Source organism: Arthrobacter sp. YA7-1 (assembly GCF_025960325.1).
GTDB classification, from domain to species: domain Bacteria; phylum Actinomycetota; class Actinomycetes; order Actinomycetales; family Micrococcaceae; genus Arthrobacter; species Arthrobacter bambusae_A.
Genome location: NZ_CP110114.1, coordinates 1,492,529 through 1,505,718, shown reverse-complemented (window position 1 = coordinate 1,505,718; position 13,190 = coordinate 1,492,529). Strand labels below are relative to the sequence as shown.

The window sequence follows — 13,190 nt, the reverse complement described above, 5'->3', positions numbered from 1 at the left end:
CTGGCAAAAACTACTGTGTACCAATCTACCGGCTTGCGGCCGGTGAACCTGCCGCTGCCACTCCCCTGGGTTCCTCCCCCAAGGCAGGGGAGGCACCGAACGAAGAGGAGCCACGCCATGGTGCGAGGAAGCCCCTGGCCGCTGGGCGGCTGGTCATCCTGCCATGGCGTGGCTCAGCGGCCGCTCGGCCGCTCGCGCTGTCTTGGAGGCTCAGTGAGACCTGTCGGATGCCTTCAAAAGATCAACGCTTACAGTCATTTGTCTGTGTTTCCTCTCTGAAACCATCCGCGCCCCAGCGACACGGCTGATCTGAACTTATGTGATTGCGGACACTTTTTTCAAGGGCTTGGACTTATCAATTTTTTGTTGACGCCAACCGGTTGCGGGCCTACCTTTTATTCATCACCTGATGAATAAGTTATCCCGGAGGCGACGATGTCCCACAGTGCACCAGGAAGTAATGCGCCGGGCATGCCTCCGGCCGTCAAAGCGGAAGGCCTGCACGTCACCCGCGGCCATAAAAAGATCCTGCGCGGCGTGGACTTCGCCATGGAGACCGGGCGGATCACGGGCCTGCTCGGACCCTCCGGGAGCGGAAAGACAACCCTCATGCGCTGCATCGTGGGGGTCCAGCGGCTCACCGCCGGCAGCGTGGAAGTATTGGGCCGACCTGCCGGTACGCCGTCCTTGCGGCACGACGTCGGATACGTCACCCAGGCACCGAGCGTCTACACGGACCTCAGCGTCGAAGCGAACGTCAGGTATTTCGGAGCCATGCACGGCGTCTCGGCGGCCGACACCGCGGAGGCGATTGCCGCCGTCGGGCTCGAAACGCTGGCACGGCAAAGGACGGCGGACCTGTCCGGCGGCGAATTCAGCCGGGTCTCGCTGGCCTGCGCGCTCGTCTCGCGTCCCAAGCTGCTGATCCTCGACGAACCGACGGTGGGTTTGGATCCCGTCCTGCGTGCCGAGCTGTGGGAACGGTTTTCCGCCATGGCCGAAGCCGGCACCACCCTGTTGGTGTCGAGCCATGTCATGGAAGAGGCCTCGCACTGTTCATCGCTGCTCCTGCTCCGCGAAGGTTTGCTGCTCGCGCAGCTCAGTCCGGCGGAACTCAGCGAGCGGGGCCACAGCAACGACTTGGAACAGGCCTTCCTGCACATCATCCGGGAAACAAGCGGCGTCCCGAATCGCCGGAGTGCCAACGAAAGCCAGGTGGCGTCATGAATCCACGGATGATGTTTGCCACCACCAGGCGGGTTTTGGACCAACTGCGCCACGACCACCGCAGCGTCGCCCTCATCATGGTGGTTCCCGCCCTGCTCCTCACGGGCGTCTACTATCTCTTCGAGAACGAAACCCTGCCTCCCGGATTCCCCCGGACCTTTGACCGTGTGGGACTCATGATGCTGGCCATTTTCCCGTTTGTGGTGATGTTCCTGGTCACGTCGATCACGATGTTGCGCGAAAGAACCTCGGGGACGTTGGAACGGCTCCTGACGACGCCCATCCACAAAGCCGATCTCCTGTTCGGCTATGCGTTGGCGTTCTCCATCATGGCCGCTCTCCAATCCCTTGTCGCCACGGCTGTGGCCTACTGGATCTTCAACCTGGACATCAAGGGCGGTCCTGGTTACGTCGTGATGATCGCCGTCATCAATGCCGTGCTGGGCGTCGCGCTCGGCCTCTTGTGCTCAGCCTTTGCACGGACCGAATTCCAGGCGGTGCAGTTCATGCCCGTCGTGGTCATTCCGCAGATCCTGTTGTGCGGGCTTTTCGTGGCCAGGGACCACATGAACAGCCTCCTGGAGGGCATCTCCAATGTGCTGCCGCTGACGTTTTCGGTCGATGCACTCCAGCAGATCGCCGACAACACCGAAGCGACGCAAACCATGTGGCAGGATGCCGGGATCATGGCTGCGATCGTCATCGGAGTATTGGTCCTGGCATCGTTCACCCTCCGACGGCGGACCTCGTGAGCGGCGCCTTGCCTCCCTTGCGGCGGGGGCGCCGGAGCGGCGGCAGCGACTCCCGCGAACTGATCCTGGCCACAGCGCGCCGGCTGTTCGCCGAGCACGGGTTCGACGGGACGAGCCTGCGGCAAGTGGCCCGCGAAGCCGAAGTGGACCCGGCCATGGTCCACCACTTCTTCAAGGGCAAGGACGAGCTCTTCGCCCAGAGCGTCGAGCTCCCGGCGAATCCCGACGAGGTCCTTGCCGGCGTCGAATCACTCGATCCTGGGCAACGCGCCGAAGCAATCGTCCGCGCCGTGTTGCGGCTGTGGGAAAGCCCGGCGCAACACGGGCTTGTCGCCTTCGTCAGGGGAACGATCGGTTCCAAGGCCAAGACCGCCTTGCTGCGGGAGATGGTGGCGAGGACCATCCTGTCCAGGATCACGGCGGGCCTTCCCGGCTCCCCCGAGGAGGCGAAAATGCGCGGCAACCTCGTTGCCACGCAGGTAGTGGGGCTCATGCTGATGCGCTACGTGGTCCGGCTGGAACCGTTGGCTTCCGCTTCCCAGGACGAGGTGGTCCGGCTCGTGGCCCCGAACGTCCAGCACTACCTCACCGGCGAGCTCTCCCACCCAACTGACTCGCAGTAGTTGTCGTTATGAACCCTCAAAACGACAACTACTGCGAGTCAGTTGGGTGGGTCAGGACGGGGTTGGGCCGGTCAGTACAGGACCGTGGCGAAGGTTCCGAGGCGTTGGAAACCCACCCGCTCGTACGTGGCGCGTGCCCTGGTGTTGTATTCGTTGACGTAGAGGCTCGTGATCGGCGCGAACTTCTGCGCCAGGACCACCACTCCTGCCATGTACCCTGCGCTGAGTCCTTGGCCGCGGAACTCGGGGTTCATCCACACGCCCTGCACCTGGGTGGCCTGGGCGGTGACGGCCCCGAGTTCGGCTTTGAACTTCACCGTCCCGTCCGCGTCGATGTGCACCAGGGAATGGCCTTGCCGGATCAGTCCGGACACCCGGCGGCTGTAGAAGTCCTCGCTCCCAAGAAAAGGTGAATACCCCACTTCTTCTTCGAACATGGCGGCACAGGCGGGCAGGATCCGGTCGAAGTCCGCAATGTTGCCGAAGCCGAGCTGCGGATTGGCGTCGACGGCGGGTGGCCCGGATATGGCCAGGAGCGGCTGGTCGGCACGCACCTCGTGGGCGAAATGCCCCAGTTGCTCCAAGCGCGAATGGAGTGCCAGCACGGTCTCCGCGGGCCCGAAAATCGAGGCATAGCGGCGGCCGGCCCGGTGGGCAACCGCCGCGACGCGTGACGCCAGGTCAGGGTCCAACTGCACCGGAACCAGGTTGGCGCCGGCCCAGCAGGCACCCACCAGGGCGTCGCCGTCGAACACTCCGAAGACGCTCGCGCCACCCGCCGTGGGTGCGGCGCTTCCCGACGAATCGAGGTGCGCCAGAATGAAGACATTCGCTACGGGGTCTTCCATCGCGAGCACGCGAAGGGCCCGGGTGTCGGCAGCGCCGAGCACCCGGACGGAAATCCCATCGGCGGCTGTCTCGCTACGAGACGCTAACCACGGGGCTACCCTTGACAGCATCTTCGCCATCGGCCTCCCCCATCTCTTCGGCGATACGCATGGCCTCTTCGATCAGTGTCTCAACAATCTGGCTCTCGGGGACAGTCTTAATGACTTCGCCCTTCACGAAGATCTGTCCCTTGCCGTTTCCGGACGCCACACCAAGATCGGCTTCACGGGCCTCACCCGGTCCGTTCACCACGCAACCCATGACGGCGACCCGCAGCGGAATCTCCATTCCTTCGAGCCCGGCCGTGACCTGCTCGGCCAGCGTGTAGACGTCCACCTGGGCGCGTCCGCATGACGGGCAGGAGACGATTTCGAGCTTGCGGGGGCGCAGGTTGAGTGACTGCAGGATCTGGTTGCCGACCTTGATTTCCTCAACAGGCGGCGCGGAGAGGGACACGCGGATGGTGTCGCCGATGCCCCGGGACAGCAGCGCACCAAACGCCGTGGCGGACTTGATGGTGCCCTGGAAAGCCGGTCCGGCCTCGGTCACGCCAAGGTGCAGGGGCCAGTCGCCCTTTTCGGCAAGCATCTCGTAGGCCGCCACCATGATGACGGGGTCGTTGTGCTTGACGGAGATCTTGAAATCGTGGAAGCCGTGTTCCTCGAACAACGACGCTTCCCACACGGCCGATTCCACGAGGGCTTCCGGGGTGGCCTTGCCGTACTTCTTCAGGATGCCGGGCTCCAGGGATCCTGCGTTGACGCCGATCCGGATCGACGTGCCGTGGTCCTTGGCGGCCTTGGCGATCTCCTTCACCTGGTCGTCGAACTTGCGGATATTGCCCGGATTGACGCGCACCGCGGCGCAACCGGCTTCGATCGCAGCGAAGACGTACTTCGGCTGGAAGTGGATATCCGCGATCACCGGAATCTGGGACTTGCGGGCGATGATCGGCAATGCCTCGGCGTCGTCCGCGGACGGGCAGGCGACACGCACGATGTCGCAGCCGGACGCCGTCAGCTCCGCGATTTGCTGCAGCGTGGCGTTGATGTCCGTCGTGGGTGTGGTGGTCATCGATTGCACGCTGATGGGTGAATCGGAGCCGACGCCGACCGACCCCACCTTGATCTGGCGGGTCTTGCGGCGGGGAGCGAGAACGGGGGGCGGGGCTGACGGCATTCCCAGGCTGACCGAGGTCACGTGGACTCCTTGGGTTGAAATGGGTGGAACGTGGGGCCGGAGTCCGGACTCCGGCCGGTCAAGCTGCTAGGAAGCGTGGGCGGAGAGCATCCCGATCACGGGGTTCCACTCCGATGTCCGGATGCCTGCGATCCCGCGGACGGCGGCGAACGGATCCTCCTTCAGCGTGGCGTTCAGCTCGGACTCGTCGGCGGCCTCGAGCAGCAGCAGCGCACCAGCGCCGTCGGTGTAAGGGCCGCTCGCCAGCAGGGTTCCCTGCTCGGCGAGGCTGGCGAGCCAGGCACGGTGGGCGGGGCGGTTCGCGTCGCGCACCTCGGCGGACTCGGCGTCGTACACGTACTCAACAGCGAAAACAGTCATATGGATAGCCTATCCCCCCGGCACAATTCAGCATCAGCCAAAGAGGTTGACGGGCTTGACGATGTCCGCATAGATCAGCAGTGCGCTCATGGCCATGAGCACACTCGCCACGACGTAGGTGAGCGGCAGGAGCTTGGCGATGTCGAAAGCTCCCGGATCCGGTTTGCCGAACAGCTTGGCGATCCGACGGCGGGCTCCCTCGTAGAGCGCGCCCGCAACATGTCCGCCGTCGAGCGGCAGGAGCGGAACCAGGTTGAAGATGGCGAGGGCGAAGTTCAGTCCTGCGAGGAGTCCCACGAGGGCCCCGATGCGCGATTGCAGCGGAACCTGGTCCATGGCAGCCACTTCACCGGCCACCCGGCCGACACCCACCACGCTGATCGGGCCATTGGGATCTCGCGGCTCGGAACCGAAAGCCGCTTGCGCCACGCCGACCACCCTCGCGGGCAGGTTGAGGATGACTCCGGCAATCTGTTTGATGTTCTCGCCTGCCATCGGAAGAACGGTCGACGCCGGTTGGGGCACCATGGCGGTCTGCGCACCGATGCCAAGGAACCCGACTTGCTCGTACAACGGCTTGCCGTCCGCGCCCTTGGCCTGCTGGCCGTTGTCCCCAACGACGGGGCGCGCGGAAAGCACCGGGGTTACCTGCGTGGTGACGCTCTTGCCGCCACGATCCACGGTGATCTGGACAGACTTGCCGGCGGATGCCCGGATCCAGCCGCTCATTTCAGCCCAACTCGTCACGGGCTTGCCATCGAAGCTGGTGACGACGTCGTTGGGCTGGAGCTTGGCCACCGCAGCCGGGGTCAGCTGGCAGTTCGGGGAGTTCGGATCGACGGTCTCACCGGCCTTGACCTGGCACTTGGACACTTCGGCAATGGTGGTGGTGGCCGAGGACACTCCGAAGCCCATGAGCAGCACCGCGGTCAGGACCAGGCCGATGAGCAGGTTCATGGCCGGGCCACCCAGCATGATGATGACCTTTTTCCAGACCGGCAGCCTGTAGAAGACCCTGTTCTCGTCCCCGGGGCCAACTTCCTCGTGCGCCGCGGACCGGGCCTCGGTGGCGAGCGTCTGGAACATGCCGGTGCTGGACGGCCTGACGCTGCCGTCTTCCTTGTTGGGCGGGTACATGCCGATCATGGCGACGTAGCCGCCCAACGGGATGGCCTTGACGCCGTATTCGGTCTCGCCTTTCCGCTTGGACCACAGGGTAGGGCCGAAACCAATCATGTATTTCGTGACGCGCACTTTGAACAACTTGGCGGGGACCAGGTGCCCCACCTCGTGCAGCGCAATGGAGACAGCCACGCCGATCGCGACGAAGACGACTCCGAGAATGAACAGAATGACGGGATTCATGCCTTAAGTACTGCTTCCTAAAGGGTGCTGTTGGCTAAACGATCGTGGGTGCGCGTGCGTGCCCACCTCTCAGCATCCAACACGGAGTCCACTGTCAGCTCCAAGGATCCTGAATGTTCGCTGAGGACGGACTCCACCGTGTCCACGATGTCGGTGAACCGGATCCTGCCGGCGTGGAAGGCCTCCACCGCTTCCTCGTTGGCCGCGTTGAAGACCGCCGGGAACGTGCTCCCCTGCTTCGCTGCGTCCTTGGCCAGTTCCACCGCCGGGAAGGCTACCGAGTCGAGGGGCTCGAACGTCCAACTCGTGGCCTGGCTCCAGTCGCAGGGCTTTGCGGCGCGGGGCACGCGGTCCGGCCACCCGAGTCCGAGGGCGATGGGGAGGCGCATGTCCGGCGGAGAAGCCTGGGCAATGATGGAGCCGTCCACGAATTCCACCATGGAATGCACCACGGATTGCGGGTGCACCACGACGTCGATCCTGTCCAAGGGGACGTCGAAGAGCAAGTGGGCTTCGATGACCTCCAGCCCCTTGTTGACCAGGCTTGCCGAGTTGGTGGTGACCATCAGGCCCATGTCCCACGTGGGGTGGGCAAGGGCCTCGGCCGGGGTGACGTCGCGGAGTTGCTCGCGGCTACGGCCCCGGAAAGGTCCGCCGGACGCCGTCAGGATGATTTTCTCGACCTCTTTGTCGGTTCCCGCCCGCAGGCATTGGGCGATGGCGGAGTGCTCCGAATCCACGGGCACGATCTGGTCGACGGCGGCCGCGGCCTTCACCAGTGCGCCGCCGACGATCAGGGATTCCTTGTTCGCCAGGGCCAGGATCGCGCCGGACTTGAGGGCTGCCAGCGTGGGCGCCAGGCCGATGGATCCTGTGATGCCGTTGAGCACGACGTCCGCTTCGATCGCGGCAATCTTGGTGGACGCATCCGGCCCCGTGATGATCGCCGGATCGTAGTTCCGGAGTCCGGCGGCGGAGGCCGCAGCGCCGATGAGTCTCCGGAGTTCATGGGGATCGCCGTAGGCAATGCCGACTGCCTGGGCCTTGGTGTGGACAGCCTGCCGCGCAATGAGTTCAAGGTTCCCGCCGCCTGCGCTCAATGCAACGACCTCGAAGAGATGCGGGGCGGCGTCGACGACGTCAATCGCTTGAGTGCCGATGGAACCAGTGGACCCGAGGAGGATGATCTTGCGCGGCTGCATTGCTTAAGTATCCCGCACCCCAGGCGTAGCGTTGGTTTGTGGACTGGGTCTCGTGGTTCGAGGCGCCGGACTATGAATTCGCCCGGCAGGTGCTACAGCGCGGCACGGCCGCGCTGTATTTCATCGCGTTCCTGTCCAGCCTCAACCAGTTTCCCGCGCTCCTCGGGGAGCACGGGCTCCTGCCTGTTCCGAGGTACGTAGACGTCCACAGGGTCTTGCGCAGGCCCAGCCTGTTCCGTTGGAAGTATTCGGACGCGTTGCTCCGGGCCGTGTGCGCTGCCGGGCTAGCGGTGTCCTTGACCCTCGTGGGCGGGTTGCCGCAGCTGGGCCCGCCGTGGCTTCCCTTGGCGGCGTTCCTGGCGTTGTGGTTGCTCTACATGTCGATCGTCAACGTCGGACAGACCTTCTACGGCTTCGGCTGGGAGATGCTGCTGTTGGAGATGGGCTTCACTGTGGGCTTCCTCGGTTCGGATCAGGTTCCCCCGCCGAGAACCATCCTCGTCCTGCTCGTGTGGCTGCTGTTCAGGCTCGAATTCGGCGCGGGCATGATCAAGATCCACGGCGGAAGCGAGTGGCGTGATTTAACCGCCCTGTACTACCACCACGAGACGCAGCCCATGCCGGGGCCATTGAGCCGCCAGGCGCATCTGTTGCCCAAGCCGATGCACCGGATGGAAGTGCTCGGCAACCACTTCGCCCAGCTGGTGGTGCCGTTCTTCCTGTTCGCCCCGCAGCCGCTGGCCACCATTGCCGCCGGAATTGTCGTCTTCACGCAGCTTTGGCTTGTGGGGAGTGGAAACTTCGCGTGGCTCAATTGGTCCGCGATCGTGCTCGCCTTCGCTGCGGTGGGCGACCGGGAGGCCCACGCCGTGCTGCCTTTCATACCGCGACAGCGGTACCCGGCCACGGCTCAGGCCCCGGTGTGGTGGCTCGCCGTCGTCCTCGCGGTGACGGTGCTCCTCGTGGTGCTCAGCTATTGGCCGGCCCGCAACCTGCTCTCGCGGGGGCAGCTCATGAACGCCAGCTTCAACCGGTGGCAATTGGTCAACACCTACGGGGCGTTCGGCACGGTGACAAGGCACCGGGTGGAAATCGTGGTGGAGGGCACCCAGGCCGATGTTCCGGTCGACGAGGCGGATTGGCGCGAATACGGCTTCAAGGGCAAGCCCGGCGACGTCCGCCGGCTCCCCCGGCAATGGGCGCCGTACCACTTGCGCCTCGACTGGCTGATGTGGTTCCTGCCCTTGCGCACGGTGCACGAGGAATGGTTCTACGCGTTCCTGGGCAAACTGCTCGACGCCGATCCGCCCACTTTGCGCTTGTTGCGCCAGGATCCGTTCGACGGCGCGCCGCCGCGTTGGGTGCGGGCGCGCAGCTTCCTGTACCGCTTCGCCACGAGGGCCGAGTTCCGCGAGACTGGGCAGCGCTGGATCCGCATGGAGCTCTACGAGGTCATCGCTCCGTTGTCCCTGCCGAAGTCACGACGGCGCGGTCAATAGCGCTTCAGGAAAGCCGGGCCCTGCGCAACGTGGATTCGGCGTGTTTCAGGATGGGACCGTCCACCATTTTGCCTTTGTATTGGAACACGCCCGTTCCAGCCGCGGCCGCAGCGTCAAGCAGGTCCCGGGCCCCCGCGACGGCATCGGGCGACGGCGCATAGGCTTCGCGGACGACGGCAACCTGGTTCGGGTGGATGCAGGCCTTCGCACCGAACCCGCTGGCCACGGCGTCGGCCGACTCGACGGCCAGCCCGGCAAGATCGGGAATGTCGACGTAGACCGAGTCGATCGCTTCCTTGCCTGCGGCCTTGGCCGCGAGCAGCACCGTGGACCGCGAGTGCATTGCGACGGCACGGTAGCCGCCGTCGTCCTTGCGGCTGGAGGTGCCGCCCATGGAGGCGATCAGGTCCTCGGCGCCCCACATGAGTCCGACGACGTTGGGGGCCTGGGCGATCTCAGCCGCGTTGACGATTCCTTTGGCCGTCTCGCAGAGGGCGATGACGTGGTATCCCTCGAGTGCTTTCAGCTGTTCACCGGTCTCGGCCTTCGCCAGCATGACGGTGCGGTAGGGAGTATGCGCGAGGCAGTGCAGGTCCTTCTCGAAGTCCGCGGTGCCGACCGGATTGACGCGCACAATCGTGCGGCTCGGGTCGAGTTCGGCCGTCTCGCCGCCGGAGCCGAGCTGGGCGAGGATGGCGCCCCTCGCCCGCTTCTTGTCTGCGGGGGCGACGGCGTCCTCGAGGTCCACGATGACGGCGTCGGAACGCTCAGCGGCCTTTTGGAACCGCTCCGGACGGTCGGCGGGGCAGAAAAGCAAAGCGGGGCCCATGGTGAAGGTCATGTATTGATTGTCCCCTGTTGTGCCTCCAGATGCGCGGTCCGGCTCCACATGAGGCAGGCCCGCGTGGCCAGCGCGACAACCGTCCCGTCCTGGTTGCGGCCGGTGTGTTTCATGGTCACCACGCCCTGCCCGGGACGCGACGACGACTCCCGTTTCCCGGTGATGACAGTCTCCGTGTAGAGGGTGTCACCGTGGTAGAGCGGGTGCGGGAATGAGACGTCCGTGAGGCCCAGTTGGGCAATGATGGTGCCTTGGGTCAGTTGCGTCACGGACTGTCCCACCATGGTGGACAAGGTGAACATCGAGTTCATGAGCCTCTGGCCGAAGGGCTGCTTCGCGCTCCACGCCGCGTCCAGGTGCAATGCTTGCGTGTTCATGGTCAGCGTGGTGAACAGGACGTTGTCCGTTTCGGTGACGGTCCGCCCGGGCCGGTGGGCGTACACGACGCCTTCCTCGAGTTCGTCGAAGTACAGGCCCCGCTGCTCGACAATGCGGGGTTCGGCGACGCCGGATTCGGGGACGTTGGTCATACGGTCAGCTCCTGGTCCTCTTCGAAGAGTTCGACGCCGGTCGCGGCGGCCACGTCCTCGGCGGAGACATTCGGGGCCAATTCGCGCAGGACGAGCCTCGATGCCCCGCCTTCGGACACGACGTCGATCACGGCGAGGTCGGTGATGATCCGGTCCACGCAGCCCTTCCCCGTGACGGGCAAGGAGCATTCCTTGACGATCTTGGGCTTGCCGTTGCGGTCCACGTGCTCCATCATCACGATCACCCGCTTCGCGCCGAACACCAGGTCCATGGCGCCGCCCATGCCCTTGACCATTTTGCCCGGCACCATCCAGTTGGCCAGGTCCCCGTTGGCCGCGACCTCCATCGCGCCCAGCACGGCGACATCCACATGGCCGCCACGGATCATGCCGAACGACGTTGCCGAGTCGAAGAACGCGGCACCCGCGTTGACAGTGACCGTTTCCTTGCCGGCGTTGATCAGATCGGGATCCACTTGATCGTCGGCGGGATAGGGGCCCACGCCCAGGATCCCGTTCTCGGAATGCAGGATCACTTCGACGCCCTCGGGGATGTAGTTGGGAATCAGGGTGGGCATGCCGATCCCGAGGTTGACGTATTGCCCGTTGCTCAGTTCGCGGGCTACGCGGGCGGCCAGTTCGTTCCGCGTCCAGCCTTTGCCCTCGTGGTGTTCGACGCCGGCGCGGCGGTACTCGTGCCTGACCGTCTCGGGACGCGGCGGCACATCCTCGGTGATGTTCGATTCCATGGCTACGCTCCTGCCTGTCGGGTCAACGCGACCGTCCGCTTCTCGATGCGCTTCTCGGTGTCCGGCGCCACCACGACCCGCTGGACGAAGATGCCCGGGGTGTGGATATGCTGCGGATCGAGTTCGCCGGGTTCCACGAGTTCTTCGACCTCGGCGATGGTGATCCGTGCCGCCATGGCGCAGAGTGGATTGAAGTTCATGGCCGTCGCGTGGAAGACAAGGTTCCCGTGGCGGTCGCCCTTCCAGGCGTGGACCAGTCCGAAATCGGGCGTGAGGGATTCCTCCAGGACATAGTCCGCCCCGTTGAAGGTGCGCACTTCCTTGGGTGAGGAAGCGATCGCCACGCTGCCGTCGGCGTCGTACTTTTGCGGGAGTCCGCCCTCCGAGACCTGTGTCCCGACGCCGGCCGCGGTGAAGAACGCGGGGATGCCGGCGCCGCCGGCGCGCAGTTTCTCGGCGAGAGTACCTTGCGGGGTGAGGACGACCTCGAGTTCACCGGCGAGGTACTGGCGTGCGAACTCCTTGTTCTCACCGACATAGGAGCTGATGGTCCGGCGGATACGCCCGTCCCTCAGCAGGATGCCCAGGCCCCAGTCGTCCACGCCGCAGTTGTTGCTGACGGTTTCAAGGTCCCGGGTGCCTTGATCGTGGAGCGCATCGATCAGCGCCACCGGGATACCGCACAAGCCGAACCCGCCGACGGCGAGAGAGGCGCCGTCGTGGATGTCCTTCACCGCTTCCGCGGCGCTGGCAACAACTTTGTCAATCATCGTTTACCTTCCCTGACGGTTAAAGGCCCAGCTCGCGGGCGATGAGCATCAACTGGACCTCGGTGGTGCCTTCCCCGACTTCCAGGATCTTGGAGTCGCGGTAGTGGCGCGCCACCGTGAATTCGTTGATGAAGCCATAGCCGCCGAACACCTGGGTGGCGTCCCGCGCGTTGTCCATGGCTGCCTCGCCTGCGACCATCTTAGCGATGGCCGCTTCGGTCTTGAACGGCTTGCCTGCCAGCATCCTCGCGGCCGCATCGTAGTAGGCCAGGCGTGCCGTGTGGGCCCGTGCCTGCATGCGCGCGATCTTGAACTGGATGGCCTGGTACTTGCCGATGTTCTGTCCGAAGGCCATGCGTTCCTTGGCGTATTTCACCGACAAATCGACACAGCCCTGGGCAGCGCCAGTGGCGAGCGCGGCGATGGCGATGCGGCCTTCGTCCAGGATGGACAGGAAGTTGGCGTAGCCGCGTCCCCGGACACCGAGCAGGTTTTCTTCGGGCACCCGCACGTTGTTCAGTGTCAGCGGGTGGGTGTCGGAGGCGTTCCAGCCCACCTTGTTGTAGGCCTTTTCGGCGGTGAAACCGGGCGTGTCGGTGGGAACCAGGATGGTGGAGATTTCCTTTTTGATGCTCCCGTCGTTGCGTTCGTGCTGCCCGGTGACGGCGGTGACGGTGACGAGCCTGGTGATGTCGGTCCCGGAGTTGGTGATGAACTCCTTATTGCCGTTGATGACCCAGCGGCCATCCTCGAGGTGCGCGTTCGTCTTGGTGCCTCCGGCGTCCGAGCCGGCTTCCGGCTCGGTCAGGCCGAAGCCTGCGAGCGCTTCGGCCGAGGTGAGCCGGGGCAGCCAGTGTTCCTTCTGCTCCTGGGTGCCGAAGCGGTACACCGGCATGGCTCCGAGCGATACGCCCGCCTCGAGGGTGATGGCCACGGACTGGTCCACCCGGCCCAGTTGTTCCAGCGCGAGGGCGAGCGCGAAATAGTCGCCGCCCATGCCGCCGAACTCTTCAGGGAAGGGCAGGCCGAAAAGGCCCATCTCGCCCATCTGCTTGACGACCTCGTACGGGAAGCTGTGTTCCTCGTCGTGCTTGGTGGATACGGGGGCCACTACCTCGTCGGCGAATTCCCGGACGGAGTCGCTCAGGTCCTGGTATTCCTCGGTGAGTTCAAAACTTGCCATG

Annotated in this window: 14 protein-coding genes; 4 read left to right on the top strand and 10 right to left on the bottom strand. The window is 64.8% G+C overall.

Going from position 1 to position 13,190, the window contains the following annotated elements:
• Window positions 1–471 precede the first annotated feature (471 nt).
• From OIT41_RS07035 to OIT41_RS07025, 3 genes are read left to right on the top strand one after another with little or no spacing between them, the layout of a single operon-like run.
• On the top strand, window positions 472–1,227 hold the full coding sequence (locus OIT41_RS07035) for an ABC transporter ATP-binding protein (RefSeq protein WP_264637648.1): 756 nt from the start codon (window positions 472–474) through the stop codon (window positions 1,225–1,227).
• A gap of 8 nt (window positions 1,228–1,235) precedes the next feature.
• Window positions 1,236–1,979: an ABC transporter permease gene (locus OIT41_RS07030; protein ID WP_264637939.1), complete on the top strand. Its 744-nt coding sequence runs from the start codon at window positions 1,236–1,238 to the stop codon at window positions 1,977–1,979.
• On the top strand, window positions 1,976–2,602 hold the full coding sequence (locus tag OIT41_RS07025; protein ID WP_264637647.1) for a TetR family transcriptional regulator: 627 nt from the start codon (window positions 1,976–1,978) through the stop codon (window positions 2,600–2,602). Before OIT41_RS07030 ends, OIT41_RS07025 begins: the two co-directional genes overlap by 4 nt.
• 71 nt (window positions 2,603–2,673) lie before the next feature.
• Here the strand turns inward: OIT41_RS07025 and OIT41_RS07020 are convergent, their stop codons facing one another.
• The 5 genes from OIT41_RS07020 to dxr form a co-directional block, all read right to left on the bottom strand.
• The gene (locus OIT41_RS07020; RefSeq protein WP_264637938.1) at window positions 2,674–3,561 is read right to left on the bottom strand and encodes a DUF4081 domain-containing GNAT family N-acetyltransferase; all 888 of its coding nucleotides are present in this window, start codon (window positions 3,559–3,561) and stop codon (window positions 2,674–2,676) included.
• The gene (ispG, locus tag OIT41_RS07015; protein WP_078105708.1) at window positions 3,524–4,690 is read right to left on the bottom strand and encodes a flavodoxin-dependent (E)-4-hydroxy-3-methylbut-2-enyl-diphosphate synthase; all 1,167 of its coding nucleotides are present in this window, start codon (window positions 4,688–4,690) and stop codon (window positions 3,524–3,526) included. Before ispG ends, OIT41_RS07020 begins: the two co-directional genes overlap by 38 nt.
• 66 nt (window positions 4,691–4,756) lie before the next feature.
• Window positions 4,757–5,050, bottom strand: coding sequence for a YciI family protein (locus tag OIT41_RS07010; protein WP_078105709.1), 294 nt, complete (start codon window positions 5,048–5,050; stop codon window positions 4,757–4,759).
• Between the two features lie 33 nt (window positions 5,051–5,083).
• Entirely contained in the window at window positions 5,084–6,415 is a 1,332-nt protein-coding gene (locus OIT41_RS07005; RefSeq protein WP_078105710.1) for a M50 family metallopeptidase, read from the bottom strand.
• A 17-nt stretch (window positions 6,416–6,432) separates the two neighbouring features.
• Complete coding sequence (dxr, locus tag OIT41_RS07000) at window positions 6,433–7,617, bottom strand: 1-deoxy-D-xylulose-5-phosphate reductoisomerase (RefSeq protein WP_264637646.1); 1,185 nt, start codon at window positions 7,615–7,617, stop codon at window positions 6,433–6,435.
• 38 nt (window positions 7,618–7,655) lie between these two features.
• On the opposite strand from dxr, the gene OIT41_RS06995 reads away from it, so the two are divergent.
• A complete protein-coding gene (locus OIT41_RS06995) occupies window positions 7,656–9,116 on the top strand; it encodes a lipase maturation factor family protein (RefSeq protein ID WP_264637645.1) in 1,461 nt (486 codons plus the stop codon).
• Window positions 9,117–9,120: 4 nt separating this feature from the next.
• On the opposite strand, the gene OIT41_RS06990 is transcribed toward OIT41_RS06995, so the two are convergent.
• From OIT41_RS06990 to OIT41_RS06970, 5 genes are read right to left on the bottom strand one after another with little or no spacing between them, the layout of a single operon-like run.
• Complete coding sequence (locus OIT41_RS06990; protein ID WP_264637644.1) at window positions 9,121–9,957, bottom strand: HpcH/HpaI aldolase/citrate lyase family protein; 837 nt, start codon at window positions 9,955–9,957, stop codon at window positions 9,121–9,123.
• On the bottom strand, window positions 9,954–10,487 hold the full coding sequence (locus tag OIT41_RS06985) for a MaoC family dehydratase (RefSeq protein ID WP_241708752.1): 534 nt from the start codon (window positions 10,485–10,487) through the stop codon (window positions 9,954–9,956). The genes OIT41_RS06990 and OIT41_RS06985 overlap by 4 nt, the downstream gene beginning before the upstream one ends.
• On the bottom strand, window positions 10,484–11,236 hold the full coding sequence (locus OIT41_RS06980; protein WP_264637643.1) for a CoA transferase subunit B: 753 nt from the start codon (window positions 11,234–11,236) through the stop codon (window positions 10,484–10,486). The genes OIT41_RS06985 and OIT41_RS06980 overlap by 4 nt, the downstream gene beginning before the upstream one ends.
• 2 nt (window positions 11,237–11,238) lie before the next feature.
• Window positions 11,239–12,006 (bottom strand): CoA transferase subunit A, encoded by a 768-nt coding sequence (locus tag OIT41_RS06975; RefSeq protein ID WP_264637642.1) that lies wholly within the window; start codon window positions 12,004–12,006, stop codon window positions 11,239–11,241.
• Between the two features lie 19 nt (window positions 12,007–12,025).
• Window positions 12,026–13,189: an acyl-CoA dehydrogenase family protein gene (locus OIT41_RS06970; RefSeq protein WP_264637641.1), complete on the bottom strand. Its 1,164-nt coding sequence runs from the start codon at window positions 13,187–13,189 to the stop codon at window positions 12,026–12,028.
• Between the last annotated feature and the right edge of the window lies 1 nt (window position 13,190).

Bases quoted from the DNA above. Each gene is read 5' to 3' on its own strand.
- OIT41_RS07035 (WP_264637648.1), top strand. From the start codon at position 472: ATGCCTCCGGCCGTCAAAGCGGAAGGCCTGCACGTCACCCGCGGCCAT.
- OIT41_RS07030 (WP_264637939.1), top strand. From the start codon at position 1,236: ATGATGTTTGCCACCACCAGGCGGGTTTTGGACCAACTGCGCCACGAC.
- OIT41_RS07020 (WP_264637938.1), bottom strand. From the start codon at position 3,561: ATGCTGTCAAGGGTAGCCCCGTGGTTAGCGTCTCGTAGCGAGACAGCC.
- OIT41_RS07010 (WP_078105709.1), bottom strand. From the start codon at position 5,050: ATGACTGTTTTCGCTGTTGAGTACGTGTACGACGCCGAGTCCGCCGAG.
- OIT41_RS07005 (WP_078105710.1), bottom strand. From the start codon at position 6,415: ATGAATCCCGTCATTCTGTTCATTCTCGGAGTCGTCTTCGTCGCGATC.
- dxr (WP_264637646.1), bottom strand. From the start codon at position 7,617: ATGCAGCCGCGCAAGATCATCCTCCTCGGGTCCACTGGTTCCATCGGC.
- OIT41_RS06990 (WP_264637644.1), bottom strand. From the start codon at position 9,957: ATGACCTTCACCATGGGCCCCGCTTTGCTTTTCTGCCCCGCCGACCGT.
- OIT41_RS06985 (WP_241708752.1), bottom strand. From the start codon at position 10,487: ATGACCAACGTCCCCGAATCCGGCGTCGCCGAACCCCGCATTGTCGAG.
- OIT41_RS06980 (WP_264637643.1), bottom strand. From the start codon at position 11,236: ATGGAATCGAACATCACCGAGGATGTGCCGCCGCGTCCCGAGACGGTC.
- OIT41_RS06975 (WP_264637642.1), bottom strand. From the start codon at position 12,006: ATGATTGACAAAGTTGTTGCCAGCGCCGCGGAAGCGGTGAAGGACATC.
- OIT41_RS06970 (WP_264637641.1), bottom strand. From the start codon at position 13,189: ATGGCAAGTTTTGAACTCACCGAGGAATACCAGGACCTGAGCGACTCC.